Annotated in this window: 25 protein-coding genes, 3 tRNA genes, 2 pseudogenes and 1 riboswitch; of the genes and pseudogenes, 17 read left to right on the top strand and 13 right to left on the bottom strand. The window is 70.4% G+C overall.

From position 1 onward, the window contains the following. Window positions 1-19: 19 nt before the first annotated feature. Complete coding sequence (locus EV384_RS05230) at window positions 20-871, bottom strand: Rieske (2Fe-2S) protein (protein WP_130330636.1); 852 nt, start codon at window positions 869-871, stop codon at window positions 20-22. 142 nt (window positions 872-1,013) lie between these two features. Continuing rightward, window positions 1,014-1,634 carry a 5,6-dimethylbenzimidazole synthase gene (gene bluB, locus EV384_RS05225; RefSeq protein ID WP_130330634.1) on the bottom strand — a complete coding sequence of 207 codons (621 nt, stop codon included), beginning with the start codon at window positions 1,632-1,634 and terminating at the stop codon, window positions 1,014-1,016. 37 nt (window positions 1,635-1,671) lie between these two features. After that, window positions 1,672-1,870: riboswitch (cobalamin riboswitch) on the bottom strand. Window positions 1,871-1,963: 93 nt separating this feature from the next. On the opposite strand from bluB, the gene EV384_RS05220 reads away from it, so the two are divergent. Continuing rightward, a complete protein-coding gene (locus EV384_RS05220) occupies window positions 1,964-2,863 on the top strand; it encodes an EamA family transporter (protein WP_242623947.1) in 900 nt (299 codons plus the stop codon). A 38-nt stretch (window positions 2,864-2,901) separates the two neighbouring features. On the opposite strand, the gene EV384_RS05215 is transcribed toward EV384_RS05220, so the two are convergent. Next, window positions 2,902-3,174 carry a flavin reductase gene (locus tag EV384_RS05215; RefSeq protein WP_130330632.1) on the bottom strand — a complete coding sequence of 91 codons (273 nt, stop codon included), beginning with the start codon at window positions 3,172-3,174 and terminating at the stop codon, window positions 2,902-2,904. A gap of 373 nt (window positions 3,175-3,547) precedes the next feature. Here EV384_RS05215 and EV384_RS05210 point away from each other — a divergent pair. From EV384_RS05210 to EV384_RS05200, 3 genes and pseudogenes are all read left to right on the top strand, one after another. Further along, window positions 3,548-4,314, top strand: a pseudogene (locus EV384_RS05210) (helix-turn-helix domain-containing protein). Continuing rightward, entirely contained in the window at window positions 4,305-4,496 is a 192-nt protein-coding gene (locus EV384_RS05205) for a DUF397 domain-containing protein (RefSeq protein WP_130330630.1), read from the top strand. Before EV384_RS05210 ends, EV384_RS05205 begins: the two are co-directional and overlap by 10 nt. A gap of 134 nt (window positions 4,497-4,630) precedes the next feature. After that, window positions 4,631-5,395 (top strand): crotonase/enoyl-CoA hydratase family protein, encoded by a 765-nt coding sequence (locus EV384_RS05200; RefSeq protein WP_130330628.1) that lies wholly within the window; start codon window positions 4,631-4,633, stop codon window positions 5,393-5,395. A 24-nt stretch (window positions 5,396-5,419) separates the two neighbouring features. Here EV384_RS05200 and EV384_RS05195 read toward each other — a convergent pair whose 3' ends face one another. Then, the gene (locus EV384_RS05195) at window positions 5,420-6,907 is read right to left on the bottom strand and encodes a dihydrolipoyl dehydrogenase family protein (protein ID WP_130330626.1); all 1,488 of its coding nucleotides are present in this window, start codon (window positions 6,905-6,907) and stop codon (window positions 5,420-5,422) included. Between the two features lie 91 nt (window positions 6,908-6,998). Between EV384_RS05195 and EV384_RS05190 the strand changes: the two genes are divergently transcribed. Next, window positions 6,999-8,048, top strand: coding sequence for a serine hydrolase domain-containing protein (locus tag EV384_RS05190; RefSeq protein ID WP_130330624.1), 1,050 nt, complete (start codon window positions 6,999-7,001; stop codon window positions 8,046-8,048). Window positions 8,049-8,072: 24 nt separating this feature from the next. Here the strand turns inward: EV384_RS05190 and EV384_RS05185 are convergent, their stop codons facing one another. Beyond that, the gene (locus tag EV384_RS05185) at window positions 8,073-8,999 is read right to left on the bottom strand and encodes a phytoene/squalene synthase family protein (protein ID WP_130330622.1); all 927 of its coding nucleotides are present in this window, start codon (window positions 8,997-8,999) and stop codon (window positions 8,073-8,075) included. Window positions 9,000-9,064: 65 nt separating this feature from the next. Here EV384_RS05185 and EV384_RS05180 point away from each other — a divergent pair, with 65 nt between their 5' ends. The 8 genes from EV384_RS05180 to EV384_RS05145 all read left to right on the top strand — a co-directional run bounded on the left by EV384_RS05180 (window position 9,065) and on the right by EV384_RS05145 (window position 14,662). After that, a complete protein-coding gene (locus EV384_RS05180; RefSeq protein WP_130330620.1) occupies window positions 9,065-10,219 on the top strand; it encodes a polyprenyl synthetase family protein in 1,155 nt (384 codons plus the stop codon). 28 nt (window positions 10,220-10,247) lie between these two features. After that, the gene (crtI, locus tag EV384_RS05175; protein WP_130330618.1) at window positions 10,248-11,729 is read left to right on the top strand and encodes a phytoene desaturase family protein; all 1,482 of its coding nucleotides are present in this window, start codon (window positions 10,248-10,250) and stop codon (window positions 11,727-11,729) included. Then, complete coding sequence (gene idi / locus EV384_RS05170; RefSeq protein ID WP_130330616.1) at window positions 11,726-12,346, top strand: isopentenyl-diphosphate Delta-isomerase; 621 nt, start codon at window positions 11,726-11,728, stop codon at window positions 12,344-12,346. Before crtI ends, idi begins: the two co-directional genes overlap by 4 nt. Beyond that, window positions 12,336-13,283: a MerR family transcriptional regulator gene (locus EV384_RS05165; RefSeq protein ID WP_130330614.1), complete on the top strand. Its 948-nt coding sequence runs from the start codon at window positions 12,336-12,338 to the stop codon at window positions 13,281-13,283. Before idi ends, EV384_RS05165 begins: the two co-directional genes overlap by 11 nt. Before the next feature lie 77 nt (window positions 13,284-13,360). After that, entirely contained in the window at window positions 13,361-14,152 is a 792-nt protein-coding gene (locus EV384_RS05160; RefSeq protein WP_130330612.1) for a polysaccharide deacetylase family protein, read from the top strand. Between the two features lie 155 nt (window positions 14,153-14,307). Then, window positions 14,308-14,380, top strand: a tRNA-Glu gene (locus tag EV384_RS05155). A gap of 32 nt (window positions 14,381-14,412) precedes the next feature. Continuing rightward, window positions 14,413-14,486: transfer RNA gene (locus EV384_RS05150), tRNA-Asp, on the top strand. A gap of 102 nt (window positions 14,487-14,588) precedes the next feature. After that, window positions 14,589-14,662: transfer RNA gene (locus EV384_RS05145), tRNA-Phe, on the top strand. 78 nt (window positions 14,663-14,740) lie between these two features. Here EV384_RS05145 and EV384_RS05140 read toward each other — a convergent pair. After that, a complete protein-coding gene (locus EV384_RS05140) occupies window positions 14,741-15,016 on the bottom strand; it encodes a tyrosine-type recombinase/integrase (protein ID WP_207232239.1) in 276 nt (91 codons plus the stop codon). Window positions 15,017-15,370: 354 nt separating this feature from the next. Here EV384_RS05140 and EV384_RS05135 point away from each other — a divergent pair, with 354 nt between their 5' ends. The 4 genes from EV384_RS05135 to EV384_RS37190 all read left to right on the top strand — a co-directional run bounded on the left by EV384_RS05135 (window position 15,371) and on the right by EV384_RS37190 (window position 17,916). Next, window positions 15,371-15,763: a hypothetical protein gene (locus EV384_RS05135; protein WP_130330608.1), complete on the top strand. Its 393-nt coding sequence runs from the start codon at window positions 15,371-15,373 to the stop codon at window positions 15,761-15,763. A 386-nt stretch (window positions 15,764-16,149) separates the two neighbouring features. After that, the gene (locus EV384_RS05130; RefSeq protein ID WP_130330606.1) at window positions 16,150-16,602 is read left to right on the top strand and encodes a VOC family protein; all 453 of its coding nucleotides are present in this window, start codon (window positions 16,150-16,152) and stop codon (window positions 16,600-16,602) included. A 143-nt stretch (window positions 16,603-16,745) separates the two neighbouring features. Further along, window positions 16,746-17,672 carry a transposase family protein gene (locus EV384_RS05125; protein ID WP_423202886.1) on the top strand — a complete coding sequence of 309 codons (927 nt, stop codon included), beginning with the start codon at window positions 16,746-16,748 and terminating at the stop codon, window positions 17,670-17,672. Continuing rightward, on the top strand, window positions 17,578-17,916 hold the full coding sequence (locus EV384_RS37190; RefSeq protein WP_165440145.1) for a DUF3349 domain-containing protein: 339 nt from the start codon (window positions 17,578-17,580) through the stop codon (window positions 17,914-17,916). Before EV384_RS05125 ends, EV384_RS37190 begins: the two co-directional genes overlap by 95 nt. Window positions 17,917-18,319: 403 nt before the next feature. Here the strand turns inward: EV384_RS37190 and EV384_RS05115 are convergent, their stop codons facing one another. From EV384_RS05115 to EV384_RS05085, 7 genes and pseudogenes are all read right to left on the bottom strand, one after another. Further along, the gene (locus tag EV384_RS05115) at window positions 18,320-18,853 is read right to left on the bottom strand and encodes a hypothetical protein (protein WP_130330602.1); all 534 of its coding nucleotides are present in this window, start codon (window positions 18,851-18,853) and stop codon (window positions 18,320-18,322) included. A gap of 285 nt (window positions 18,854-19,138) precedes the next feature. Further along, window positions 19,139-19,603, bottom strand: coding sequence for a RusA family crossover junction endodeoxyribonuclease (locus tag EV384_RS05110; protein WP_130330600.1), 465 nt, complete (start codon window positions 19,601-19,603; stop codon window positions 19,139-19,141). 372 nt (window positions 19,604-19,975) lie between these two features. Continuing rightward, window positions 19,976-20,971 (bottom strand): hypothetical protein, encoded by a 996-nt coding sequence (locus EV384_RS05105; RefSeq protein ID WP_130329442.1) that lies wholly within the window; start codon window positions 20,969-20,971, stop codon window positions 19,976-19,978. A 669-nt stretch (window positions 20,972-21,640) separates the two neighbouring features. Further along, complete coding sequence (locus EV384_RS05100; protein WP_130330598.1) at window positions 21,641-22,534, bottom strand: IS982 family transposase; 894 nt, start codon at window positions 22,532-22,534, stop codon at window positions 21,641-21,643. Window positions 22,535-22,596: 62 nt separating this feature from the next. Beyond that, window positions 22,597-23,358 carry an ABC transporter permease gene (locus EV384_RS05095; protein WP_130330596.1) on the bottom strand — a complete coding sequence of 254 codons (762 nt, stop codon included), beginning with the start codon at window positions 23,356-23,358 and terminating at the stop codon, window positions 22,597-22,599. 9 nt (window positions 23,359-23,367) lie between these two features. After that, window positions 23,368-24,154, bottom strand: a pseudogene (locus EV384_RS05090) (ABC transporter ATP-binding protein). Continuing rightward, a complete protein-coding gene (locus EV384_RS05085) occupies window positions 24,151-25,014 on the bottom strand; it encodes a DUF4097 family beta strand repeat-containing protein (RefSeq protein ID WP_130330594.1) in 864 nt (287 codons plus the stop codon). Before EV384_RS05085 ends, EV384_RS05090 begins: the two are co-directional and overlap by 4 nt. Window positions 25,015-25,040: the final 26 nt, after the last annotated feature.

Below are 25,040 nucleotides of genomic sequence, written 5' to 3'. Positions count from 1 at the left end.
GACGGTCCGGCGGTCGGCGTCAGGGCAGTCGGGTCTGCAGGACCCCGTTGACCACCCGGGTCGGCAGGACCTGCTGGTCGTTCCCGGACGGCCCGTGCACCACCTCGCCACCGTTGAGCCGGAACGTGCTGCCGTGCCACGGGCAGACCACGCAGGCGTGGCCGTCGATCTCCTGCACCTCGCCCTGGCCGAGCGGGCCGCTCTGGTGCGGGCAGCGTTCCAGCATCACGGTGACGTCGTCGCCGTGCCGGTAGAGGATCACCGAGACGTCGTCCACCTCCCGGGTGAGCAGCTCCCGCTGCGGCAGGGTGGCCAGGTCGGCCAGCGGGTGCCAGCCGTCGCTGATCAGGTGCAGCTCGGAGACGCTCTGGGTGACCTGCGCCCCCTGCTTGTACGCCAGGTGCCCGCCCAGGTACGCCCCGGTGCTCGCCGCGGAGAGCCCCAGGTACGCCAGCGCCCGGCCCAGCCCGTGCCGCCCGTTCAGCCGGGCGGCCAGCGAGCCGGCGTAGAGGGCCACCCCGACGGCGTTGGAGGCGGCGTGCACCAGGCCGACCCGGCGCTGGTCGCGGGTCAGCGAGGCCCAGTCGTTGAGCCCGGCCAGGGCGGCAGGCACCGCGCTGGCCGTGCCGAGCCCGACCAGCGCGGTGGCGGCCCGGCGCTGCCCGGGCAGCAGGTCGACCACGGCGGCGGAGATCCAGGCTCCGACCGGCACCTGCACCATCGCCGGGTGCAGCGGGTGCCCGAGCCAGACGCCGTGCAGCGCGTCCCGGACCCGCTGCGGGCGCAGGGTGGCTTGGACGACGCGCTGCAACCGGTCGCCCACCCGGTCCAGCGCGGAGGCCTGTTCGAGTTTCGTCAGCAGTTCACGCACCCGGTCCGACTTCCCGGCAGGAGCCGCCCCAAACCGGGCGGCGGCGGCGAATCACCCGTCCGGTAACCGGACCACCCGCCCGCCTTCTCAGGAGACAGCGCGATCCTGCTGGCGCAGCCGGAGCGCGGGTGGGTCAGGCGGGTCAGGCGGACCAGCGGTCGGTGTGCAGCGCGGCGGTGAGCGGGCGGCCGGCGCGCCAGCCGTGGCGGACCAGGTCGGGGACGGTCTCCAGGTGGGTGACCGGGCCGAGGCAGAGCCAGGCGACCGGGCGGACGCCGGCCGGGATGCCGAGCAGCTCGGCCAGGAACGGCTCCCGGTAGAAGGAGACCCAACCGACGCCGAGCTCTTCGGCGGTGGCGGCCAGCCAGAGGTTCTGGATGGCCAGGCAGACCGAGTAGAGGCCGGCGTCCGCGATGGCGTGCCGGCCGAGCACGGCCGGGCCGCCCCGCGCGGGGTCGTACGTGACGACGACCGAGAGCGTGGACTCCAGCACCCCGTCGATCTTGATCCGGGCGAACCGTTCGGCGGCCGGACCGTCCAGGGTGGCGGCGAAGGTGTCCCGCTCGACCTGCACGTGCCGGTGGAAGCGGCGGCGGGTCTCCGGGTCGCGTACCAGGATGAAGTCCCAGGGCTGGGTGTGGCCGACGCTCGGCGCGGCGTGCGCCGCGGTGAGGATGCGGTCCAGGGTGTCGTCCGGCACCGGCGCTCCGGTGAACTCGGCGCGCACGTCCCGACGGCGGTGGATGACGTCGTACAGATCCAAGGCAGGCTCCCGCTGCGCTCGGCCCGACCCCGAAGGGCGGGCAGGCTGACGCGAGGCCGGTCTTCGGACTCCCGGATCGACGCCTGGCCGTCCGCCTTCCCAGCCGTACGGCCAGTGGCTGCGCGTGACGCGCGTGGACGGTGGCTCCCCGGTCACCGCGGCGGGCCCGTGCCGGATTCGCACCGGCTTCCCGATTCTCCCCGCTCGCGCGGGGCACCTCACATGATCGTGCCGCCGCTGATGTTAGCGCCCGCCCCGAACCGCAGGGCCGGCCCGGGGAGCGGGAAATCCGGTCGCGCCGGGCCCGGTCCGCGACCATCGTGACCGAGGTGTACGCGCACGCTTCCCGCCCCCTGCCGGTCCACCCGGCCGTCCGGCTCACCGCGGCGCTCGGCCGCCCGGAGGCCGTACCGCCGCCGTTGCTGATGCTGCTCGGGATGGTCTCCACGCAGGTCGGCGCGGCGGTGGCCAAGCAGCTCTTCGCCTCGACCAGCCCGGGCGGCACCACCGCCCTGCGGCTCGGCCTCGGCGCGCTCGTCCTGCTCGCGGCGAGCCGGCCCACGCTGCGGCTCGGCTGGCGGGCGGTCGGTCTGGTCGGGGCGTTCGGGGTGGCCATGGCGGCGATGAACCTCGCCTTCTACGCCGCCCTGCAGCGGGTGCCGCTCGGGGTGGCGGTCACCGTCGGCTTCGCCGGTCCGCTGCTGGTGTCGCTGCTGGGCAGCCGCCGGTTCACCGACGTGCTCTGGGCGGCGCTGGCCGGCACGGGCGTGCTGCTGCTCGCCGGACTGGGCGGGGTCGGCGTGGACGCCGTCGGCCTGCTGCTCTGCGCGCTGATCGCGGTCGGCTGGGCCGGGTACGTGCTGCTCGGCAAGGCGATGAGCGGGCACGTGCCGGGCACCCGGGGGCTGGCGCTGGGGATGGCCGTGGGCGCGGTCTGCGTACTGCCGTTCGGGGTGGCGTCGGGCGGCGCGGAGCTGCTCGACCCCCGGATCCTCGCGCTCGGGCTCGGGGTGGCGCTGCTGTCGTCGGTGCTGCCGTACTCGGCGGAGCTGGCCGCCCTGCGCCGGCTGCCGGCGCGGGTCTTCGCGGTCCTGCTCAGCCTGGAACCGGCGGTGGCGGCGCTGGTCGGCGCGCTGCTCCTGGGCGAGCTGCTGGCCTGGCCGCAGCTGCTCGGGGTGGGCTGCGTGGTGGGCGCCGCCCTCGGCGCCACCCTGGCCCGCCGCGCCTGACCGCCGGCGCGGACCGCCGGGAGCCGCCGCCGCGCCGGTCATCGGGCGCGCGCCCAGGACAGGAACCGCTCGGTCAGATTCGCCGGCGCGGCGTGGCCGTTGAGTTGGGACAACTGCGCGCCGGCCTCGGCCATCAGGGTGCCGAGGTAGACCAGCAGCGCGGTCCGGTCGTCGCGGTACTCGACCAGTAGGGAGAGTCGCGCCGGCTGGCAGGGCCACTCCGCGCCGCAGCCCCGGCAGCGCCACAGCGGGCGCATCGGCAGGTGCGGCCGGGACGGGCGGCTCACCTCCGGCCGCCGGCGCGCCGCCATCCGCCGGCCCGCCAGCGCTGCGCCGGAGTGAGGTTGCCCGCGCGACCCGGGTCGCTCGTCGGAAAGACCTCGGTCGGCCGGGTCGCCCAGCTCGGCCGCTCGTTCAGCGGCGTCCTCGGTCGAGGTACGGGGATCGACCTCTCGGGCTGGTGTCGCCAGAACCGGAAACGCACGGTGGGCTCCCTTCGGAAGAGGTTCGAGGGGGCCGCCCCCGACGTCGTTGGCGGGGCGGCCCCGGCGCTGACGCCGACCGCCGGGCTCCTCGCCTCCACCGGTCGCGCCGTCCTGCGCAACACGCTCCCTCCGGTGATCGGACAGATACACCGCGTAGCTATATGGTCGGTGGATATTCGAGACATCCGATGGAGGGGCCGTGAACGACGCGCTGCGGGTGGCGCTCGGCGAGACCGGGCACACGACCGAATCGCTCGCCGAGCGAGTGGGCGTGGACCCGAAGACCGTGGGGCGGTGGCTCAGCGAGGGCCGGATCCCCCATCCCCGGCATCGGGTGTCAGCGGCGGAGGTGCTGGGCCGGGACGTCGGGGACATTTGGCCGGACACTTCAAGACGTCGTGAGCCGGTTTGGTTCCGTCCATGGCAGGAGATCGAGCGCGAGGCGGTGTCGCTGCGGTCGTTTGAATCCCTCGTTCTGCCGGGCCTACTTCAGACCGAGGCCTATGCCAGAGCTGTTCTCATCGGTGCCGGCATGCTGCCGAGGGCCGACATCGACCGACACATCGCGGCTCGGCTCGCCCGTCAGGGCATCCTCAGACGAGAGGATCCGCCGCAGTTCACGGCCGTCATCGACGAGGGAGTTCTCCGCCGGCCCGTCGGTGGTCCGGAGACGATGCGCGAGCAACTCCACGCCCTGGTTGCCGCCTGCGCCGAACCGCACGTCCGGATCCACGTCGTGCCGTCCTCGGTCGGGCCTACGCCGGCCTGAACGGCCCCTTCGTGATCGCTGCCTGCCCGGACCACCGGCTCGCCGGCTACCTCGACAACCAGCTCCAGGGACAAGTGGTTAGCGACGTCGATGAGATCGCGGCGATAATGGCCGCGTGGGAGAACGTGCGCGGCGAGGCGTCGTCCCACTGGCAGTCGGTCGACCTCATCACGGAAGTGGCGGAGACATGGAGCTGACGGGCGCCCGGTGGCGCAAGAGCAGCCGCAGCAGCGGCAACGGCGGCAACTGCGTCGAGGTCGCCGACAACCTCCCCGACCTGGTCGCGGTCCGCGACTCCAAGAACCCGACCGGCCCGGCCCTCACCTTCACCCCGGCCGCGTGGCGAGCCTTCGTCGCCGAGCTGCGTGAGCGCGCCTGAGACTGGCGGACACCAGCGATTCATTCACGTCATCAGCTTCGTAGCGGGCGCGAGCCTTGACCTGACCCGTCGAGGGCAGCACGGCGCCGACTGAAACCTGGCGTGCCGGTGCCGTCGGCGGGCATGCTGACCCGATGGGCGTACGCGTGGAGCACGACGCGCCGGTGACCACGGTGATCCTGGACCGGCCGGCGGCCCGGAACGCCGTCGACGGACCGACCGCCCGGGCGCTCGCCGACGCGTTCCGCGCCTTCGAGGCCGACTCGGACGCGGCGGTCGCCGTGCTCTGGGGCGCCGGCGGCACGTTCTGCTCGGGCGCCGACCTGAAGGCCATCGGTACGCCGAGCGGCAACCGGGTCGAGCCGGAGGGCGACGGTCCGATGGGCCCCACCAGGATGCGCCTGTCCAAGCCGGTGCTCGCCGCGATCTCCGGGTACGCCGTGGCCGGCGGGCTGGAGCTGGCGCTCTGGTGCGACCTGCGGATCGCCGAGTCCGACGCGGTGCTCGGGGTGTTCTGCCGGCGCTGGGGCGTCCCGCTGATCGACGGTGGCACGGTCCGGCTGCCCCGGCTGATCGGCGAGAGCCGGGCGATGGACCTGATCCTCACCGGCCGCCCGGTGCCAGCCGAGGAGGCGTACGCGATGGGGTTGGTCAACCGGCTGGTCGCGCCGGGTGCGGCCCGGGCGGAGGCCGAGCGGCTGGCCGCCGAGATCGCCCGGCACCCGCAGACCTGCCTGCGCAACGACCGGGCCGCGCTGCTCGCCAACGCCGGCCTGCCGGAGCCGGAGGCGATGGCGACCGAACTGGCCTTCGGCATGGAGTCCCTGATCATCGACGCGATGCCGGGCGCCGCCCGCTTCACCGCCGGCGCCGGCCGGCACGGCGAGCCGCCGGAGTAGGTCCTGGTAGGAAGCGGCGGCGAGTCACTTCAACTGGCGGAGGGCGTCCTCGATGGCGCGGTGGAAGGTCGGGTACGCGTAGATCATGTGCCGGAGCTGGCTCAGCGGCACCGCCGCGTGCACCGCCACCACCAGCGCCGACAGCACCTCGCCGCCGGCCGGGCCGGCCGAGGTCGCGCCGATCAGCACGCCCTGGTCGGCGTCGGCGATCAGCTTGATGAAGCCCTCGTTGCCGGCCTTGTGGATCCAGCCCCGGGCCGAGGACGACAGCTCGGTGAAGCCGACCTGGAGGTTGATGCCGCGCTCGCGGGCCTGCTTCTCGGTGAGCCCGACCGCGCCGATCTCGGGGTCGGTGAAGGTGACCCGGGGCAGCGCCCGGTAGTCGGCGCGCGGGACGCTGCCCGGCGCGGCGGTCGCCCCGCCGGCGCTCATCGCGCCGCCGACCGCGCTGGCCATCCCGGCCGCGCCGCCGACGACGCTCGCGGTGCCGCTGGCGTCCGGGCCGCCCTTGGTACGCCGCATGTGGTCGAGGACGTCGGCGACGACGATGGCCGCCTGGTACATGGCGATGTGGGTGAACGCGCCCTCACCCGTCAGGTCGCCGACCGCCCAGATGCCGTCGGCCGCGTGCATCCGCTCGTCCACCGGCAGGTAGCGCTGGGACGCGTCGACGTCGACGGTCTCCAACCCCAGCTCGTCCAGGTGCGCCTTGCGGCCGGTCACCACCAACAGCCGCTCGGCGGTGAACTCCGCGCCGCCGCCCCCGTGCACGGTGAAGCTCTGCCCGTCGTGGCTGACCCGCTCCGCCTTCACCCCGGTGGCGATGATCACCCCGTCGGCTTGCAGCGCCGCCGCGGCCACCTCCGACGCCTCCGGCTCCTCGACGGCGAGCACCCGGTCCGCCGCCTCGACCACGGTCACCCGCACGCCGAACCGGGCGAAGACCTGGGCCAGTTCCAGGCCGATCGCGCCACCGCCCAGGATGAGGAGCGACTCCGGCAGCTCCTCCACCTCGATGGCCTGGTGGTTCGTCCAGTACGGTGTGTCCGCCAGCCCGTCGATCGGCGGGATCGAGGGCCGGGTGCCGGTGCCGAGCACCACCCCGTACCGGGCCTGGAACACCTGGTCGCCGATGCGGACCCGGCCGGGCCCGTCGAGCCGGCCACTGCCCCGGACGAACCGGCCGCCCTTGCCGACGAAGCGGTCCACCGCCACCTTGTCGTCCCAGGTGTCGGTGGCCTCCTCCCGGATCCGCTTCGCCACCGGCGCCCAGTCGGGCTGGACCTGCGCCGCGCCGGCCAGCTCGTTGACCCGGCGCGCCTCGGCGAGCGCGTTCGCCGCCCGGATCATCATCTTGCTCGGGACGCAGCCCCAGTACGGGCACTCCCCGCCGACCAGGTCCCGCTCGATCCCGACGACGTCGAGACCGGCCTCGGCGAGTCGTTCGGCCACCTCCTCGCCGCCGACCCCGAGTCCGACCACGACCACGTCCACCAGTTCCGGCTCCGCCATTCCGCCAGCATTCCGCACCCGCGGAGGGCGGACCACCGCACCCGCCGGAATTCCCGCGCCCGTAACACCTCGGACCCCCTACCGTGGCCGGATGCACCCACGCTTCGCCCCGGTCCGGGACTGCTTCCAGGACCTCTTCGTCAGCGGCCGGGAGACCGGCGCGGCGCTGACCGTCTGGTACGACGGCGCGCCGGTGGTCGACCTGCTCGGCGGTTCGGGATGGCGGCCGGACACCCTGGTCAACGTCTACTCGGTCGGCAAGCCGGTAGCCGCGCTCTGCCTGCTGATGCTGGTCGACCGGGGCCGGGTAGACCTGGACGACCCGGTGGCGGCGCACTGGCCGGGATTCCGCACCCCGGCGACGGTCCGGCAGGTGCTCAGCCACACCGCCGGGCTGCCGGTGTTCCCGGTCCCCCGACCGGGGGAGGCGATCGGCGACTGGACGCTGCTCTGCGCGGACCTGGCCGCCGCCGAGCCGGAGTGGGCGCCGGGCACCGTCGCGGGCGAGCACGCCTGGACGTACGGGCACCTGGTGGGCGAGCTGGTCCGCCGGGTGGACGGCCGGTCGGTGGGTCGGTTCCTGGCCGAGGAGATCGCCGGGCCGTGGGGCCTCGACCTGGGCTTCGGCCTCGACGCGGCGGACCGGCGGCGCTGCGCGGAGCTGTCGTACGGCGATCCGGGATGGCCGACCCGGATGCTGGGCGAGCCGGGGTCGCTGCGCGCCCGCGCGCTGGGCAACCCGGCCGGCGGCCTGGACCTCGCGGTGGTGAACAGCCCGCTCTGGCGGGGCGCGGAGGTGCCGGCGGTGAACCTGCACGCCACCGCCGCCGGCCTGGCCCGCCTCTACGCGGGCCTGCTGGCCGGCGGCACCCTGGACGGGGTACGCCTGTTCAGCCCGGAGTTGGTCGCCGAGGCGACCCGGGTCCAGTACGACGGCCCGGACCTGGTGCTGGACCGGCGGGCGTACTGGACGTTGGGCATGCAGTGGGAGCCGGACGGGAGCTGGGGCATGGGCGGGATCGGTGGCAGCAGCGCCTGGGCCGACCCCGAGCGCGGCTACACCTTCGCCTACGTGACCGCCCGGCTGGCCGAGCACGACCGGGTGGACGAGCTGGTCGAGGCCCTGCACTCCTGCCTCTGACCGTTCACTCCGGCTGACCGCGGTTCAGCGCACGGCGACCGGGGTCCGGGCCGGTCCGGGGATCACCACCGGCGTGCCGGTGGGGGTGAGCAGGGCCCGCGCGGCCACCGCCATCCGGTGCCGCTGCGGTACGAGGGCGCGCCGCACGAAGACGTCGTACCCCTGGGCGGCCACCTCGTCGAGGATCCCGCCGTAGAGCGCGTACGCGGTGCGCATGCAGGCCTGCGAGGCGGGGGCGAGGAGGGTGATCCCCGGCGCGGCGGCCGCGTAGTGGGCCTGGGCACGGGTCACCTCGTACTCGATCAGCTCCCGGATCCTCGGCGTGGTGCGGCCCTTCGCCTTCGCCGCGAGCAGGTCGTCGCGGGTGACGTCGAACTTGGCCAGGTCCTCGTCGGGCAGGTACGTCCGGCCCCGGTCCAGGTCCTCGGCGACGTCCCGGATGAAGTTGGTGAGCTGAAAGGCTAAGCCGAGCTGCCGGGCCGGTTCGCGGGCGGCCGCCAGGTCGGAGCTGCCGAGGATCGGCAGCATCATGGTGCCGATGACGGCGGCCGACCCCTCCATGTAGTCGAGCAGGTCGTCGTAGCTCGGGTACGACATGACCGTCAGGTCCATCGCCATGCTCTTCAGAAACGACGCGAAGTCGGCCCGGTCCAGGTCGAAGACGGCGATGGTGTGCAACACGGCGGGGAGCAGCGGGTCGTCGACCGGCTCGCCGTACAGCCCGGCGACGAAGCGGGCCGACCACTCGTCCAGCCGGGCGGCGCGCTCGGCGGGCGGCAGCTCCTCGGTCCGGTCGACGATCTCGTCGGCGTACCGCGTGAATCCGTACAGGGCGTGCACATGCCGCCGTTTCCAGGCGGGGAGCAGACGGGTGGCGAGATAGTAGGTACGCCCGTGTCGTCTGTGCAGCTCCTGGCAGCGGGCATAGGCGGCGGTGAGATCGGTGTCCACCGGCCCTCCTCGAAGTTCGACGCAGCAATCGACGCAACTCGTAACCTTAGGGTACGCTCGCCGACATGGCCAACGAGGCAGTTGCGGCTAGCGTGCGCCGCGTCGCACCGGCACAGCCGGGAGCGACGGACGATCCGGTCCGCAGCGTGCTGGCCGCGTTCACCAGGGACCTGATCAAGGGGGTCGACGACACGCTGGCGGCGTTCCTGGCCGCCGAGGTCGACTCGCTCACCGAGATCGACGCAGCCATGGGTGGTTTCGCCGAGACGGCGCGCGATTGCGTGCTGGCCGGCGGCAAGCGGGTCCGCCCGACCTTCGCCTACTGGGGCTGGCGCGGGGTGGTCGGCGGGGACGGTCCGCTGCCGGCGGTGCTGCCGGCGCTCGCCGCCCTGGAGCTGCTGCACACGTTCGCGCTGGTGCACGACGACGTGATGGACGCCTCCGACACCCGACGAGGCCTGCCCACCGCGCACCGGGCCGCCGCCGCCCGGCACCGGGCGGCCGGCCACGTGGGCGACCCGGACCGGTTCGGCGAGACGGTCGCCGTGCTCATCGGCGACCTCTGCATGGTCTGGGCCGACCGGCTGCTGGCGCACGCCGCCGTGCCGCCGACCCGGCTGCTGGACGTCCGGCGCTGCTACGACCAGATGCGGATCGAGACCGTCGCCGGGCAGTACCTCGACGTCCTCGGCGAGAACGACGCGGCGAACTGGTCGGTGGACCGGGCGCTGCGGGTGGCCCGCTACAAGACGGCCAGCTACACCGTGCAGCAACCGCTGCTCTTCGGCGCCTGCCTGGCCGGCGTCGCCGCCGACGCGCCGCTGATCGCCGCGTACACCCGCTACGGCCTGGCCGTCGGCGAGGCGTTCCAGCTCCGCGACGACCTGCTCGGCGTCTACGGCGACCCGGCCGCCACCGGCAAGCCGGCCGGTGACGACCTGCGCACCGGCAAGCCGACCGCGCTGCTCATGCTGGCCCGGCAGCTCGCCACCCCGACCCAGCGCCGGGCGCTGGACCGGGCCGGCTCGGTCACCGGGGCGCGCGAGGTGGCCCGGCTGGCCGAGGTGGTCGCCGACACCCGGGCGGCCGCCCGGGTCGAACGGATGATCTCCGACCGGGTGGCCGAGGCGCTGACCGCGCTCGGCACCGCGTCGATCGACGAGACCGCGCGCACCGCGCTGACGGGCCTCGCCACCGCCGCCACCACGCGGCGGGCATGATGGGCAACTTTGTGAGGGAGGTGATCACGTGCGAACCGTGAACGGACGTACGGACCGGGTCGTGGTCGTGGGCGCGGGCCTGGGCGGGCTGGCGTGCGCGCTGCACCTGGCCGGGAGCGGCCGGCAGGTGACCGTCCTGGAACGCGAGCCGGTGCCCGGCGGCCGAGCCGGCCGGCTCAGCGTCGACGGATACGAGTTCGACACCGGCCCGACCGTGCTCACCATGCCCGGCCTGATCGCCGAGGCGCTGGGCGCGGTCGGCGAGGAACTCTCCGACTGGCTCGACCTCACCCCGCTCGACCCGGCCTACCGCGCCTACTACCCGGACGGCTCGACGCTGGACGTGATCACCGACACCACCCGGATGGCGGCCGAGATCGCGCGGGTCTGCGGCGCCCGGGAGGCCGACGGCTACCTGCGCTTCGTCGACTACGCGCGCCGGCTCTGGGAGCTGGAACGGAACGACTTCATCGAGCGCAACCTGGACGCCCCGACCGACCTGCTCACCGGCAACCTGCTGAAGCTGGTCGCCGGCGGGGCGTTCCGGCGGCTCCAGACGAAGATCAACCAGTTCTTCCAGGACCCGCGTACCCAGCGGATCTTCTCCTTCCAGGCGATGTACGCCGGCCTGGCGCCGCAGGACGCGCTGGCCATCTACGCGGTCATCGCGTACCTCGACTCGGTTGCCGGCGTGTGCTTCCCGCGCGGCGGCATCCACGCGGTCTCCCGCGCGATGGCCGGCGCGGCCGAGAAGCACGGCGTGCAGATCCGGTACGGCACCACGGTGAGCCGGGTGGAGACCGCCCACGGCCGGGCCACCGGGGTGGTGACCACCGACGGCGACTTCGTCCCGGCCGACGTGGTGGTGCTCAACCCCGACCTGCCGGTCGCCTACCGGGACCTGCTCCCCCCGGCCCGGGCGCGGAAGCTCACCTACTCGCCCTCCTGCGTCGTGCTGCACGTGGGCTCCAAGCAGGGCTATGACCAGATCGCCCACCACAACATCCACTTCGGACGGTCCTGGAAGGGCACGTTCGACGAGGTGATCCGGCGCGGCGAGCTGATGACCGACCCGTCGCTGCTGGTGACGAACCCGAGCCGGACCGACCCGGCGGTCGCCCCGGCCGGCCGGCACACCTACTACGTGCTCGCCCCCGTGCCGAACCTCCAGCGGGCCCCGTTCGACTGGCGCGGCGACCTCAGCCGCCGCTACACCGACCAGCTCATCGACACCCTCGAGGAGCGCGGCTACGTCGGCTTCGGCGAGGGCGTCGAGGTGCTGCGCACCATCACCCCCGCCGAGTGGGAGGAGCAGGGGATGGCCGCCGGCACCCCGTTCGCCGCGGCGCACAGCCTGTTCCAGACCGGCCCGTTCCGCCCGTCGAACCTGCACCGCACGCTGGACAACGTGGTCTTCGTCGGCTCCGGCACCCAACCCGGCGTGGGCGTGCCGATGGTCCTCATCTCCGGCAAGCTCGCCGCCGGCCGCATCACCGGGGCCACGTCATGACCGCCCGGGAGGAGCACCTGGTCGAGCTGGTCGACGACACCGGGCGCCCGCTCGGGGAGACCACCGTGGCCGCCGCCCACCAGCCGCCCGGTCGGCTGCACCGCGCCTTCTCGGTGCTGCTGGTCGACCCCGACGGCCGGGTACTGCTCCAGCGCCGGGCCACCATCAAGACCCGGTTCCCGCTGCGCTGGGCCAACTCCTGCTGCGGCCACCCGCTGCCCGGCCAGTCGCTGGTCGAGGCCGCCAACCGCCGGCTCCGCGAGGAGCTGGGCGTCGAGCCGGTCGCCCTCACCGAGATCGGGGTGTACGTCTACTACGCCGAGGACCCGGCCACCGGCCGCGTCGAATTCGAGTACGACCACGTCCTGCGCGCCGACGTGCCGGCCGAGCTGCCCACCCTGCCCGACCCCGACGAGGTGGCCGAGCTGCGCTGGGTCGACCCCGCCGAGCTGGAGGCCGACCTCGACGTCGACCCGCGCGCGTACGCACCCTGGCTGGGCGGGGTGGTGAACCGACTGCGGCGCTCCGCGCACCCTGAGCCGGGCACCCCCGGCGCCGCCGCGATCCCGTCCGGCGTTCCGGCGGATGAGGCGTCGGAGCGGTCAGGTGGCCGATGAGGCGCTGAGCGCGGGGGCCGTCGCGCGCCGGTTGGGCGTCGCGGTCACCACGCTCCGCACCTGGCACCAGCGCTACGGTCTCGGTCCCAGCCAGCACGTACCGGGACACCACCGGCGTTACACGCCGGCCGACCTCGCGCGCCTGGAGATCATGCGCCGGCTCACCGCGGAGGGGGTGACCCCGGCCGACGCGGCCCGCTGGGCCCGCCAGGCGCCGGCGGAGAGCGACTTCGACGTCGCCGGGCCGCCGGCCCGGCTGGGCGCCACCCGGGACGGCGGTGGGATGACCATCCCGGTCGGCCGGGCCGGGCCGGTCGCCCGTGGCCTGGCCCGGGCCGCCATGCGGCTGGACTCGGTGGCCATCGGCGAGACCATCGCGCACGCCCTCGCCGCCGACGGCGTGGTCGCCACCTGGGACGGGCTGCTCCGCCCGGTCCTCGCCGGAATCGGTGAACGGCACGCCGCCACCGCCAGGCTGATCGAGGTGGAGCACCTGATGTCCCGGTGCGTCTCGGAGGCGTTCGCGGCGGCGGCCCGGGCGCACCCGGTCAGCGGGCCGGCCCGGATCCTGCTCTCCTGCGCCGACGAGGAGCAGCACAGCCTGCCGCTGGAGGCGCTGGCCGCCGCGCTGGCCGAGGCCGGGGTGGGCTACCGGATGCTCGGCGCCCGGGTGCCGGTGGCGGCGCTGGTCGAAGCGGTCAACCGGACCGGGCCCGCCGCCGTCGCGGTGTGGTCGCACACCCGGGCCACCGCCGACCCGGGCCAGCTCTCCGCCCTGCTCGCGGCGCCCCGCCGGCCGCTGCTGGTGCTCGCCGCCGGCCCGGGCTGGCTGGCCGACACGCTGCCCGCCGGGGTGGTCCGTCCGGTCGACCTGGGCGAGGCACTCTCGCTGGCACTCGCGGTACGCGACTCCCTGAACCAGTCGACAACGGACTGACCGCCCCTCCCGCTCCCGGGCCGCGTCCCGTACCGTCGGGGCGTCCGCCTACCCCGACCCCCTCTCGGGAGCGACACATGCGTTCACGCGCCGTGCTGGCGTTCGGCCTCAGCCTGGTCCTGTTCCTGGCCGGTTGCGGCGACCCCGCCCACAACCCGTCCCAGGCCGGACCGATGCCCTCGGCCGCCGCGACCCCGCCGGCGCCGAAGCCGACCGCCTCGCCGCGCCCCAGCCGCACCACCCCGCCGAAACCTCGGCTGCGGCCGATGCCCACCACGCTCCCGGCCGGGCTGCAGCGGACCAGCGGCGACCAGGCGGTGGCGCTGACCTTCGACGACGGGCCGGACCCGAGGTGGACACCCCAGCTCCTCGACCAACTGAAGGCCGACCACGTCACCGCGACGTTCTGCCTGATCGGCAGCCGGGCGAAGCGCTACCCGGAGCTGGTGGCCCGAATCGCCCGGGAGGGGCACCAGCTCTGCAACCACAGCTGGCGCCACGACATCAACCTCGGGCGGCGACCGGTGGCGGAGATCCGGGCCGACCTGGTCCGCACCGACAAGGCGATCAAGGCGGCCGTACCGAACGCCCGGGTCCCGTACTACCGGCAGCCGGGGGGCCGGTGGACCCCGGAGGTGGTGGCGGTGGCCCGCAAGCTCGGGATGCGCTCGCTGCACTGGAGCGTCGACCCGCAGGACTGGGACCACCCGACCGCGAAGACGATCGCGAAGCGGGTCGGGTCCGCGGTCCGCCCCGGCGCGATCGTGCTGATGCACGACGGAGGCGGCGACCGCCGACCCACGCTGGCCGCCTGCCAGCACCTGATCCCCGACCTGAAACGCCGGTACGGGATCTCCCGGCTCCGCTGACACCGCCCGTGAGCTGCCGTTTTACCCGTAGGTGTGCCGCCTGCCATACCGGTTTGGTCCACCGGCCGGCCATCACGTATGCTTTCCAAGCCTCCGGCGGGGCCGGATGGGAGCAAGTCCGCTTGAAGTTGCGAATGTGCAATGATGGCGGGGCCGCCCTCATCGTCTAGCGGCCCAGGACGCCGCCCTTTCAAGGCGGTAGCACGGGTTCGAATCCCGTTGGGGGCACGGTCCGGCTTCGGCCGGATGCAACAGAGCTAGGTCCTGTGGAGCAGTTGGAGTGCTCGCCGCCCTGTCAAGGCGGAGGTCGCGGGTTCAAGTCCCGTCAGGACCGCAAGCGCTGACGCCGCGTGAAGGTTGCGCGGCGTTCTGCGTATCGGAGCATGTGACCCTCCCGGCGGACGACCCGCCGTCCGGGTAGCATGAGCCGCAGCACGGCCAGGTAGCTCAGTTGGTACGAGCGTCCGACTGAAAATCGGAAGGTCGGCGGTTCGACCCCGCCCCTGGCCACATAGCCTTTCGCCGGGCTACAGCAGCGCCGACCAGCGGAAACGCCGGTCGGCGTTCTGCTTTGCAGATCCGTACGTGTCATCGGATGTCCGTTTCGTCACCGCGCTGACGGCAGTCTGACGACAACGACTCCTTGCCGATGCGCTCATCGAGCCGGGCCAGCGCGCGGTACTTCTCCTCCAACGATGTGTGTGCGTAGATCATCATGGTGACGTCCAGCGCGGAGTGGCCCGCGATCTCTCGGACGATGTGCGGCGGGACGCCGAACTCCAGCAGCAGGGTTTCGCAGGTGTGGCGCAAATCATGGAAGCGGAGCCGAACCCCAGCCGCGTGTCCTCGCGGAATCTTCCACAACGACAAAATTGCCGTATTTGAGTGGTATTTGGACTATCTCCACCAAGGAAGAGATGGCAAGGGCGAAGAAGGGGCCAGTCGAGTTGCGGATCTGCTGAATTCTCTACCGGGCAGGGGAATACCGCACTACTTCGAGGTGAGGCCACGATGGGCGAACTTCGGCGGTGATTCGTACGATGCCGACCATTACCGCTATTACCAAGATCTTCCGTCATATTTTCGCCGATCTGGTTAGTTCGAGCCGTGACAATAGACTGGATCGGATCAGTCACCACGGCTGTGGTTGGTCTCGCAGGCATCGCTGGCACCGCCTGGGCCACCGCCCAGCAGAGGAGGTCGGCATGGGAGTTGTCCGTGGCGGAACAGCAGCGCTTGCAGTCACAGAGGTGCCGCGAGGAGTACGTTTCCTACCTGCGCGCATTGGAGTCGGCGTTCGATCTTCAGAGCAAGATCCGTCACCAGTTTGCCGCTGGTGAGATCACGCAAGACAGCCGCCAGGCAGCTGATGCCAAGCTCGTAGAGCTGATTGAGCATGTTGTACGGCTTCGGCTTTGCGCCCCCGACCCGGTCGTCATCGAAAGGGCGGACAACCTTCGGAAGGTGGTCGCCGGCATGTTCGAAGAAACCCTTGCCAATGGTGGTGCGCTACTGGACATGTATGCCGAAGCGCAGCAGGAGTTGACGGATGCGATGCGTGCCGACCTCGACCGTCAGGAGCGAGCCACTGCTGCAAGATCCGGCACCTAAACGGTTCGGTACAGCCGTCGAGCAGCCAAGCGAGCAGCCAAACCGGCGAGCACGAGCGGACGACCGCGGACCCGGACGTCACCTTTGGCATGAGGCTCAGGCGGTAGGCCAGCGTCGTGGGAGCGACTCGTAATGAGTAGGTCGAGACGTAACCAGGCTGCACCGGCTGACGGTTGCCGCACCTGGGATGCTGGCTGTCATGCTGCCGCCGTACCTACTGCCCGTCCTAGAGGTCTTGCAGAGGGCGTACCCGAGCGGACTGAAGTGATCTCAGCAAGGGGGTTGGACGGCGGTCACACCTCGTGGTCTGCTGGCCGTTGGTGCTGGTGGAATCGGCCGTCGCCAGACCAGGAGACGCTGCTCGTCATGTCTGGCACGCTGTGGGCATGACCGAGGAACCGAAAGATCGTTCCGGCCCGTCCGGCGACACGGTATCCGCTTCACCATCAGTGATCTCTGTGATGCTGATCGTTCCAGACGCAGAGGCTGCGGTTGCCTGGTACAAGACCGCACTGGACGCGACAGAGTTGTGGAACCTTGGTGGCGTGGCCGGCCTTGAGATCAGTGGCGCCCCCTTCTTTCTCCACGAGGTCAATCCCGAGAACCCCACGGAGATCAGTCCCGGCCAGGCGGGCGTCACGAGCACCCGCATCGAGGTGTTCGCCGATGATCCCGACTCCGTCATCGAGCGCGCGCTCGCCGCCGGCGCAACCGCCGGAGCGGGAATCGAGGATCACCGCGTGCCCTGGGGGACGCACCGTCAAGGTGGCTTCACGGACCCGTTCGGTCACAAGTGGTCCGTAGGCGATAAGTCACCCCTGCGCCCGTTCCCAGGCTGATCAAGGGCCGGCCTTCAAATGCGACCCGCTGGATCGCGCACCGCCTCATGTCGCGCGGAGTGGGCCGGCTCTGATGTGAAGTATCACTGCCGTAGCTGGCGTCTGAAAATAGGTCGACACGGACCAAGCGTCCATAGTGGACGGTGCTGGACCTGGGCGTGGAGCCCTCGGTAGAAGAGGTCTGCCAAGATCTACTTCACCAGTCAGGACTCCACGTGATCGCCTATCGTGCCATGCTCGACGTACCCAGGGAACTCGTGCACTACCTCGCCCGCCTACTGGCCGCCGAGCGCCGAGCCCGCGGCACCCGCACCGGCACCGGCACCGGCACCAGGGCATTGACCTGCTTCCGCCAAGCGCTGATGGTGCTGGTCTGGTTCCGCAAAGGCGAGGACAAGCCCCTGCTCGGCGCCGGGTTCGCCGTATCGAGGGCCACCACCTACCGCTACATCGCCGAAGCCATCACGGTCCTATCCGCCCAGGCTCCGGACCTACACACCGCCCTGACCCGGGTCGCCGACGAGGGCTGGTCCCACGTGATCCTCGACGGAAAACTGTTCGACACCGACCGCCTCACGGAGACCACCACCAGCGTCAAAGGCGAACCGATCGACGCCTGGTACTCCGGCAAGCACCGCGACTTCGGCGCCAACATCCAAGCGATCATGCGCCCGGACGGGCTCCCGATCTGGACCTCCGACGCGGCACCCGGCCACCTGCACGATTTCACCTGCGCCCAGCTCCATGACATCACCGGCGCGCTGTACTGGGCCGCCTCCCAACTGGACCTGCCCACCCTCGCCGACTCCGGCTACGAGGGCGCGGGCCAAGGCATCCACACACCGGTCAAACAACCCGCCGACGACGGCCGCCTCGGCATCGACAACCGCACCTATAACCGGCTCCTGCGATCCCTGCGCGGCCTCGGCGAACGCGGCTTCGCCCTGCTCACCGGCCGATGGCACGCCCTGCGCCATACCACCGCCAGCCCTCGAAGCGTCGGCGACATCGTCCGCGCCGCACTCGTGCTCACCCAATTCGAATACCGATACCTACCCAATTGTCGTTGAGATCACCTCACTGCCGGCCAGGGACTACCTGCCACTTCTGGCTGTCCTTGAGGCTGGCCTGTGCGAGGAGAACCTGGCGGCCGTCGTTGCCGAGCTCATCGACGGCGAGACGGTGGTTATCGCCAACGACGCCGCTGCCGCCGCGTCGCTGCGGCGCCCGCCGCCGCAGGAGGTCGAGAGGGTCCGCAGGCGGCTGGTTTCGGCGGGCTACCCGGAGGAGGACTTGTACCCGGACGACTGGTGAGGGCGGAAGGGATACACATCTTGCCAACGGGAGGCGGCGCAGGACTCTTCGCCGCACAGCACAGAAGTACAGCAACGAACGCGACCGCTAGAGCCGCAAACCAGCCAGTAGCCGCTCATGAGCTGCGCACGGAGCCGCGAGCGACCCCCTTCCCGGCAATCCATAGGTTCAGGGCCAGGTGACTGCGCCTGCTCTCTGGACCACTCTCGGAAGCAGCAAGGAAGCACCGAACGTGCCGCCTGCGGTCGACACGTCACGGCAGCAGGCGGGATGGTAGCCGAGCTGAGAGGCACGGGATGACAACCGATGGCAGCAGACGATGCACCGCACCGGCGTTCGGGACGAAGAGCTCAAGCTCCTCCCGCAAGACGGCCGGCGGTGGAAGACCCGCGCATCGCCTCGGCTATCCGCGATGAGTGAACCCTCGCGGGTCGCGCTGCTGCCGGGACGGGTAGAAGCGTCCATAGACCGGGGGGAGAAACAACAGGATCAGGACGATGACCGCCGCGCCCACGAGCAGGGGTGGCGCCAGCGCGTCGCTGATCAGGACCCAGGTTGGCGCGAAGGTATGCCGAGGCGCGATGTTGTTCGGGTCGTCCGGGTCCCCGGCGAAGGAGCCCCTGCCGTTGATGAACATCAGGCCGCAGCAAAGCGCGAACGGGGCGGTCAGGATGCACGTCGTCACATGTGCCCACGTCCTGCCGCGCACGAGCCCTGCTATCGACAGGAGCAGGCCAGCCACGGCTAGGACGGACAGCCCCGTGGCCAGTTGGTCAAAGACTTGGGCGCCGAGGTCTGCAAGGCCATTCCGGTTGGCGGCCACCTCCGGTGGCACGTAGTAGACCACGCCCCAATGCGCAAGGTCGTAGATGATCGTCGCGGCGTTGAGCACCAGGCCGAGCACCAGCAGACTGACCGCGACCGCCGGTGCGAGCACGGGCCATCGCGATATCGACGTCACGGCAAGTCTCGCCGGCAACAGGCGCTCATGAAAATCACTCGACGGACCATACACAAACCGAACTGGTTGGCAACGCAGGTCGATCAACGTCTGACATCAACGCTGACACCAACGGTGGCGGGCCGAGGACGGACATGTTCGTACGGATCTTGCCTCTGGCTCGGACCCAGTGGACGTCAGCGGACGCTGTAAGTCTTGCCGAAAGCGCCTTGTAAACGAGACGTAGGCGGTTCAGTTGAGGGGATGGGGTGCCGAACTCGATCATTGTCCGGCTGCCGGCCCGGGAGCCGCGCCGACCGCTAACGGATGTATTCGTACTGTGTAAGACGGCTGCTCGGCCCATTCCTCCGTGTACCGGATCTGCCTGACCTGGCGGTCATCGAGATAGAGGGCCACCTGCCTGAGGGCGCCCAGATGGGCCAAGTCGAGGTTGCCGGTGGCCTTGACTTGCAGCACGTCGCCAACACCGCCGAGGTAGTTCGTCGCATCCGAGGGTGCTTGATTAGGCCCGCGTACCACCAGGTCAAGCGCGATCTGGCAGGCCAACGGGGACCACCCCAGTCGTGCCGCTGCTTGCCCGGCGGCGTTCAACAGCGCGCGGACCCGCGCGGCGTGGCTGTGACCCGCCGACAGCAGCGAAGTGGCCTCGTTCTTGGTTGGCGGCCATCCCGGCACGTCAAACGCGATCTCCGCGGTTCCCTCGGTGCCATCGGGGAGGTCAGTCATGTCCTCGATTGAACCAGGGTGCATCGGAATTTCCTGGCCGCGTGGATAGCAGTACTTGGACGGCGAGCGATGGACTGGATAGATCATCTGGCACAAGCCGGGCACAATTGACGCCGACAAGGGCCATCAAACGCTGTAAGGCAGCGCGCGACCTCGCGCCGGTCAGCAGGCCGATTCCACCCGATTGCGGATGATCACCTGACTACCAGAGGGGTTCAGGGTTCGAGTCCCTAGCGGCCCACTCGTAGGTCGGGAGCTGCAGTGAACATAGCTCCGAACCAGCTTTTAAGACTTGGCGCTCCGCTGCCAGCCGGATCCCACCTCGTGAGCCAGCCGTACACGTGGGCTCGGGCTCGGTCGGCCCTGGGTCTGTCAACGGCGACGAAGCCTGTCCAACAGCGACCTTTGCCGCGGCGGTGGCGCGGGTGGTCCGCCAAGCGAGACGCTTCCATTGCCTGGCCACTCCTGGGATGCAGCGGTCAGATCCACTGCATGGTTAAGGGTTTCGTTTGGCATGCCTGGGGTTATGTAAACCAGCTGCGCCACGGAAACGCCAATTGTGAGTGGTCTGGTCTCGGCCGCTTCACGCATCATCAGGTATCTGGTCTCGACCAACCCGGCGACGTCTGAGCGGCATGCTGGGTCCACCCAAGCCGCGGTGATTAGCGCATAGAGCGCGGCTTCGGTAATCCAGTCCTCGACACCGTAGGCCAGCTCGATCAACATTTGTCGCCTGGTCGATGTCGGCCACGGTTGCTCCGGTCGATGATGCAGCAGGCCCAGGCAGCACCACGCCTGGATGTAGCGCTCCCACAAGCCTGGCAGGCGATCCCATCGGCCTGCCGGCATCTGCGGCGGATGAACCATGCTGGCCAGCAGGTCCTCTGCCTCAATGTCTGCAAGCGGACCGGCCGCGTCATACATCATCGGCGGTGGCGCCCACGGCAGGCCGGCAAAGTGAGCTGCGATAGCGGCAGAACCAGCGGTGCTCGGCGGGCTCAACGCCGGCGACGCGTTGACACCGTCGAAACGCCACTGCACGATGCCGGGCTTCAACGGTTTCCGCGGATCGGGCTGCCCGGGATCGCCCATAGCGATGACCGCCTTTGGCCACCAACGGCGGAAGGTGGTCAGGGCACTGGGCACCTCCATCGAGGAGATACCGAGCTCGCAAGGCATTGAGCGGGTCTTCGGGTCAGTCTGGGCGAGAATCTTGATGCACGACTCGGTGGCAGCCGGGACACGGCCGAGCCACGGCAAACCTTCGCAGCTGGTGACCAGCTCGAGACGTTCATGGCTTTGCGCTGGTTTGGCTCGTAGGCGATCAGCCAGAGCGATCAGGCTTGCCGCATTGATGTCTTCAGGCATGTCGCCTCCCCGTGAACGCGCAAGGCAACATCTTAGGCCGCAGGCGGCCGGAGTGATCGACGTACAGCACAGAAGTAACAGCAACGCGAGCGACCGCAGGAGCCGCGACGGGTCCGAACCGTGCCTTCCGATGTCGCACGGCACCGCACGAGACTGCGCCGCCGTGACCTACGGACCAGAAGGTGCCGCGTCAGCATAAAGTCAGCGAACGCTGTGCTGCGCGACCGACTCCAATGGTCACAGCCGGCATGACACCGAAGGCAGGACCACAGGGAACGACACCCGCTGACACTGGCCGACAACGCCGACCAGGCTCCCCCCGGCGGGGGTCGAAGCTGCGTCTCGCCCTGGTCGCTGTACTGCACGGAAGTAAAGCAACTCACGCCGGCCGCGCCCCACCGCTTCCGACTGGTGCAGCCCGCTTGACCTCGGGCGGAACCGCACCAGGATCAACCGCCGCGAGTTCGGGACGAAGAGGTCGTCGGTTCGAATCCGGCCACCCCGACCAGAGGTAACCGCAGGTCAAGGCCCCTCCGTGGAGAGGCCTTGATTCGTTCCTGGCCATCACCGGTCGGCCGGAAGCAGCGAGAAGGCATCAAACGACGCGAGCACCCTGCGATCCCGGCGCTACCAAATGCGCAGGGCTAGACGAGTAAGTCCTAATCCTGGTCAGTGGTCGTAGGCGATCAAGGACCTGGTCAGGGGTTGTCCGGTGGTGGGGTTGTGCCAGATGGCGGCGGTCATGGCCAGGAGTCGTTGCGCGACGCGGGCGGCGACGCCTTCGATGCTGCGGCCGCCGTGTAGCTCGAGGTCAAGTTGGCCCTTGAGCGTGTCGTTGACCGATTCGATGAGTTGCCGGATCGGTTTGAGCAGGTGCTCGTCGGGGCGTGGGGTGCGGTTGCGATAGGAGGGTCGCAGCAGCCGCACCCCGCGCTCGGCCAGCCAGCGGTCCAGCTCGGCGGACACATAGCCCTTGTCCGCGATGATCAGCAGGCCTGGGCGTTCGGCCAAAAGGTCCGGGTCGTGTTCGAGGACGGCGGTCAACACCTGCCGTTCGTCGACTTTCGGGTTGGCCAGGGCCCAGGCGACCGGCAGGCCGGCCGGGGTGCAGACCAGGTGTAGCCGCAGACCCCAGAACCAGCGTGAGTGGGACGGGCAGTAGCCGTAGCTGGCCCATCCCGCTAACCGTGAGCGGCGTGCGGTGGGCCGGGACCGGCCGCACTCGACCGGGGTGGAGTCGACCACCCAGGCGGAGTCGGTCCACAGGTCGGTGTCCGCAGCGACCGCCCGGATCGCCCGCTTCAGTAGCGGCAAGGCGGCTCGTAGGCGCTTGTTGTAGCCGGACTGGCCCGGCAGATAGGGAAACGCTCCGGGCAGATGCGCGGGGACGAACCGCAGCCAGCGGGCCTCGGACCGGACCCCGAGCAGCACCTGGGCCACCGCGAGGGTCAACAGTTCGGCGTCTGACAGCTTCGGTGGCCGACCGGACCTGCGGGGCCGCCCCAGCCAGTCGTCGATCTTCACGTACAGTGCGGTGAGAAGGGTGTTGATGTCTGTCGTCACAAACGGATCATCAACACCCTTCGCTGCGTTCGCAGCCCCGGACCGACTTAGGAATTACTCGTCTAGGAGATCTTCCGGCGGTAAGTGACCATGGCAAAGATGTACGCGACGATGAGGATGCCGACACACCAGGCGAGGGCGATCCAGATGTCGGTGCCGACCGGCTGCTGTGTGGACAGGTCGCGGACCGCGTTGACGATGGACGTCACCGGCTGGTTCTCGGCGAAGGCGCGCACGGGGCCGGGCATGGTGTCGGTGGGCACGAATGCCGAGCTGATGAACGGCAGGAAGATGAGCGGGTAGGAGAAGGCGCTCGCGCCGTCCACGGACGTCGCGGTGAGACCGGGGATGACGGCGAGCCACGTCAACGCCAGGGTGAACAGGATCAGGATGCCAGCGACCGCGAGCCACGCCAGCACTCCCGCTCCCGAGCGGAAGCCGATGAGGAGGGCGACGCCCACGACGACCACGAGCGAGATCAGATTGGCGACCAGCGAGGTCAGCACGTGCGCCCACAGTACGGACGACCGGGCGATCGGCATGGACTGGAATCGCTCGAAGATGCCGCTCTTCATATCCAGGAAGAGCCGGAATGCGGTGTAGGAGATGCCCGAAGCAATCGTGATGAGCAGAATGCCGGGCAGCAGGTAGCTCACATACGAATCCGACCCGGAGTTGATCGCGCCGCCGAACACGTAGACGAACAGCAGCATGAACGCAATGGGCATGATCGTGGTCGTGATGATGGTGTCCAGGCTGCGCGTGATGTGGCGCAGGGAGCGTCCCAGCAGGACGGCGGTGTCGCCGAAGAAATGCTTGGTCATCGTGGTTCCTTACTTGTCCGTGCCGGCGTTGCGGTCGCCGACGATGGCGAGGAAGACGTCCTCGAGGGTGGGCTGCTTCTCGACGTATTCGACCTTGGCGGGTGGGAGCAGCTGCTTGAGTTCGGTGAGGGTGCCGTTCACGATGATCCGACCCTGGTGGAGGATCGCGATCCGGTCGGCGAGTTGTTCGGCTTCGTCCAGATACTGCGTCGTGAGCAGCACCGTCGTACCCTGTCCGGCGAGTTTTTTTGACGGCCTGCCACACCTCGATGCGCCCCTGGGGGTCGAGCCCGGTCGTCGGTTCGTCGAGGAAGATGATCGGCGGATTCCCGACGAGGCTCATGGCGATGTCGAGGCGGCGGCGCATGCCACCCGAGTAGGTCGCCACCTTCCGCGCGGCCGCGTCGGTCAGCGAGAAACGCGCGAGCAGGTCATCGGCGATCTTGCCCGGGTTCTTGAGGTGCCGTAGCCGGGCGACCAGCACGAGGTTCTCGCGGCCGGTGAGGATTTCGTCGACAGCGGCGAACTGTCCGGTGAGGCTGATGGACTCCCGCACGTTCGCCGGTTGCTTGGCGACGTCGAACCGATGGACGCTGGCGGTGCCCGCGTCAGCCTTGAGCAATGTGGACAGGATCTTCACGACCGTGGTCTTCCCCGCCCCGTTCGAGCCGAGCAGGGCGAAGATGCTGCCCCGCGCCACGTCGAAGTCCACGCCTCGCAGCACATGCAGCTTGTTGTACGACTTCTGCAAGCCCTGCACCTGGACCGCGGGCCCTTGGACCTGATTGGGGATCATTTCGATGCTTCCCTTCGGGGGGTGGTGATGCGGCGGATGATGACGTTGCCGTAGTTCGCGTGCAGGTGAAGTTCGACCGCGCGGTCGCTGGCGGCGGCGGCCGGGTCGGGGGTGAGTTCGTTGCGGACCCGGCCGTGGGCCGAGCCGGCGTCGATCCAGGCCGCGATGCCGGTCGGGACACCGACGTCGACATCGGCGTGGCCGTTGTCGAGCCGGATCGTTCCGCCGCTCACTTCCCGGATGCGGATGGGTCCGTGGGCGCTGCGCGCGGTCACGTCGCCGAGGGCCCGGTCGATGGTCAGTGCCCCGGACGTGGCGGCTTCCACGTCGCCGGCGGCGGTACCGAGCTCCATGGTTCCGTGCGAAGCGCGCAGCCGAGCATCGCCGTGAACCTCGGCAATGCGCACCACACCATGGCCGGCGGTGACGTCGAGCCGGCCGGTCACCTCGGCGATATCGGTGCTGCCGTACGGCGCTTCGAGGACGAGGTTGGCGACGGTGTCGGCGGTGACGCCGCCGTACTTCGCGACGATGCGACAGTCCCCCAGCACGCCGCGGGCCCGGACCGACCCGTAGGCGGTCTCAATCGTGACCCGCGACCCGGTCGGCACCTCACACCGGACATCGACCGAGTCGCTCTTGCCGAACAGGTTGAGCCGACGCGGGACCTTGACCCGCAACACACCACTGTCGAACGAGACCGTGGCCTCGCGGGCGAGTGACTCATCGCCGCTGCGGCCGGGTTTGCTCGGCACGACCTCGGCGACGGCATCGGTGCGATCCGAAGCGACGATGTCGACGAAGCCGACACCGGCCGTGACGTCCAGGTCGATCGGACCGGAAACGTCGTAACTGGGCATGACTGACCTCCACATGGGCGTGCCGG

This window comes from Micromonospora kangleipakensis (genome assembly GCF_004217615.1).
GTDB classification, from domain to species: Bacteria; Actinomycetota; Actinomycetes; order Mycobacteriales; family Micromonosporaceae; genus Micromonospora; species Micromonospora kangleipakensis.
Note: the sequence above shows the minus strand (reverse complement) of the source record. Positions and strands in the feature narration are given on the sequence as shown.

Coding starts and splice junctions, on each gene's coding strand:
- EV384_RS05215 (WP_130330632.1), bottom strand. CDS start 3,174: ATGGCGGCGCGCCGGCGGCCGGAGGTGAGCCGCCCGTCCCGGCCGCAC.
- EV384_RS05205 (WP_130330630.1), top strand. CDS start 4,305: ATGGAGCTGACGGGCGCCCGGTGGCGCAAGAGCAGCCGCAGCAGCGGC.
- EV384_RS05200 (WP_130330628.1), top strand. CDS start 4,631: ATGGGCGTACGCGTGGAGCACGACGCGCCGGTGACCACGGTGATCCTG.
- EV384_RS05195 (WP_130330626.1), bottom strand. CDS start 6,907: ATGGCGGAGCCGGAACTGGTGGACGTGGTCGTGGTCGGACTCGGGGTC.
- EV384_RS05190 (WP_130330624.1), top strand. CDS start 6,999: ATGCACCCACGCTTCGCCCCGGTCCGGGACTGCTTCCAGGACCTCTTC.
- EV384_RS05180 (WP_130330620.1), top strand. CDS start 9,065: ATGGCCAACGAGGCAGTTGCGGCTAGCGTGCGCCGCGTCGCACCGGCA.
- idi (WP_130330616.1), top strand. CDS start 11,726: ATGACCGCCCGGGAGGAGCACCTGGTCGAGCTGGTCGACGACACCGGG.
- EV384_RS05160 (WP_130330612.1), top strand. CDS start 13,361: ATGCGTTCACGCGCCGTGCTGGCGTTCGGCCTCAGCCTGGTCCTGTTC.
- EV384_RS05130 (WP_130330606.1), top strand. CDS start 16,150: ATGACCGAGGAACCGAAAGATCGTTCCGGCCCGTCCGGCGACACGGTA.
- EV384_RS05110 (WP_130330600.1), bottom strand. CDS start 19,603: ATGACTGACCTCCCCGATGGCACCGAGGGAACCGCGGAGATCGCGTTT.
- EV384_RS05105 (WP_130329442.1), bottom strand. CDS start 20,971: ATGCCTGAAGACATCAATGCGGCAAGCCTGATCGCTCTGGCTGATCGC.
- EV384_RS05095 (WP_130330596.1), bottom strand. CDS start 23,358: ATGACCAAGCATTTCTTCGGCGACACCGCCGTCCTGCTGGGACGCTCC.
- EV384_RS05085 (WP_130330594.1), bottom strand. CDS start 25,014: ATGCCCAGTTACGACGTTTCCGGTCCGATCGACCTGGACGTCACGGCC.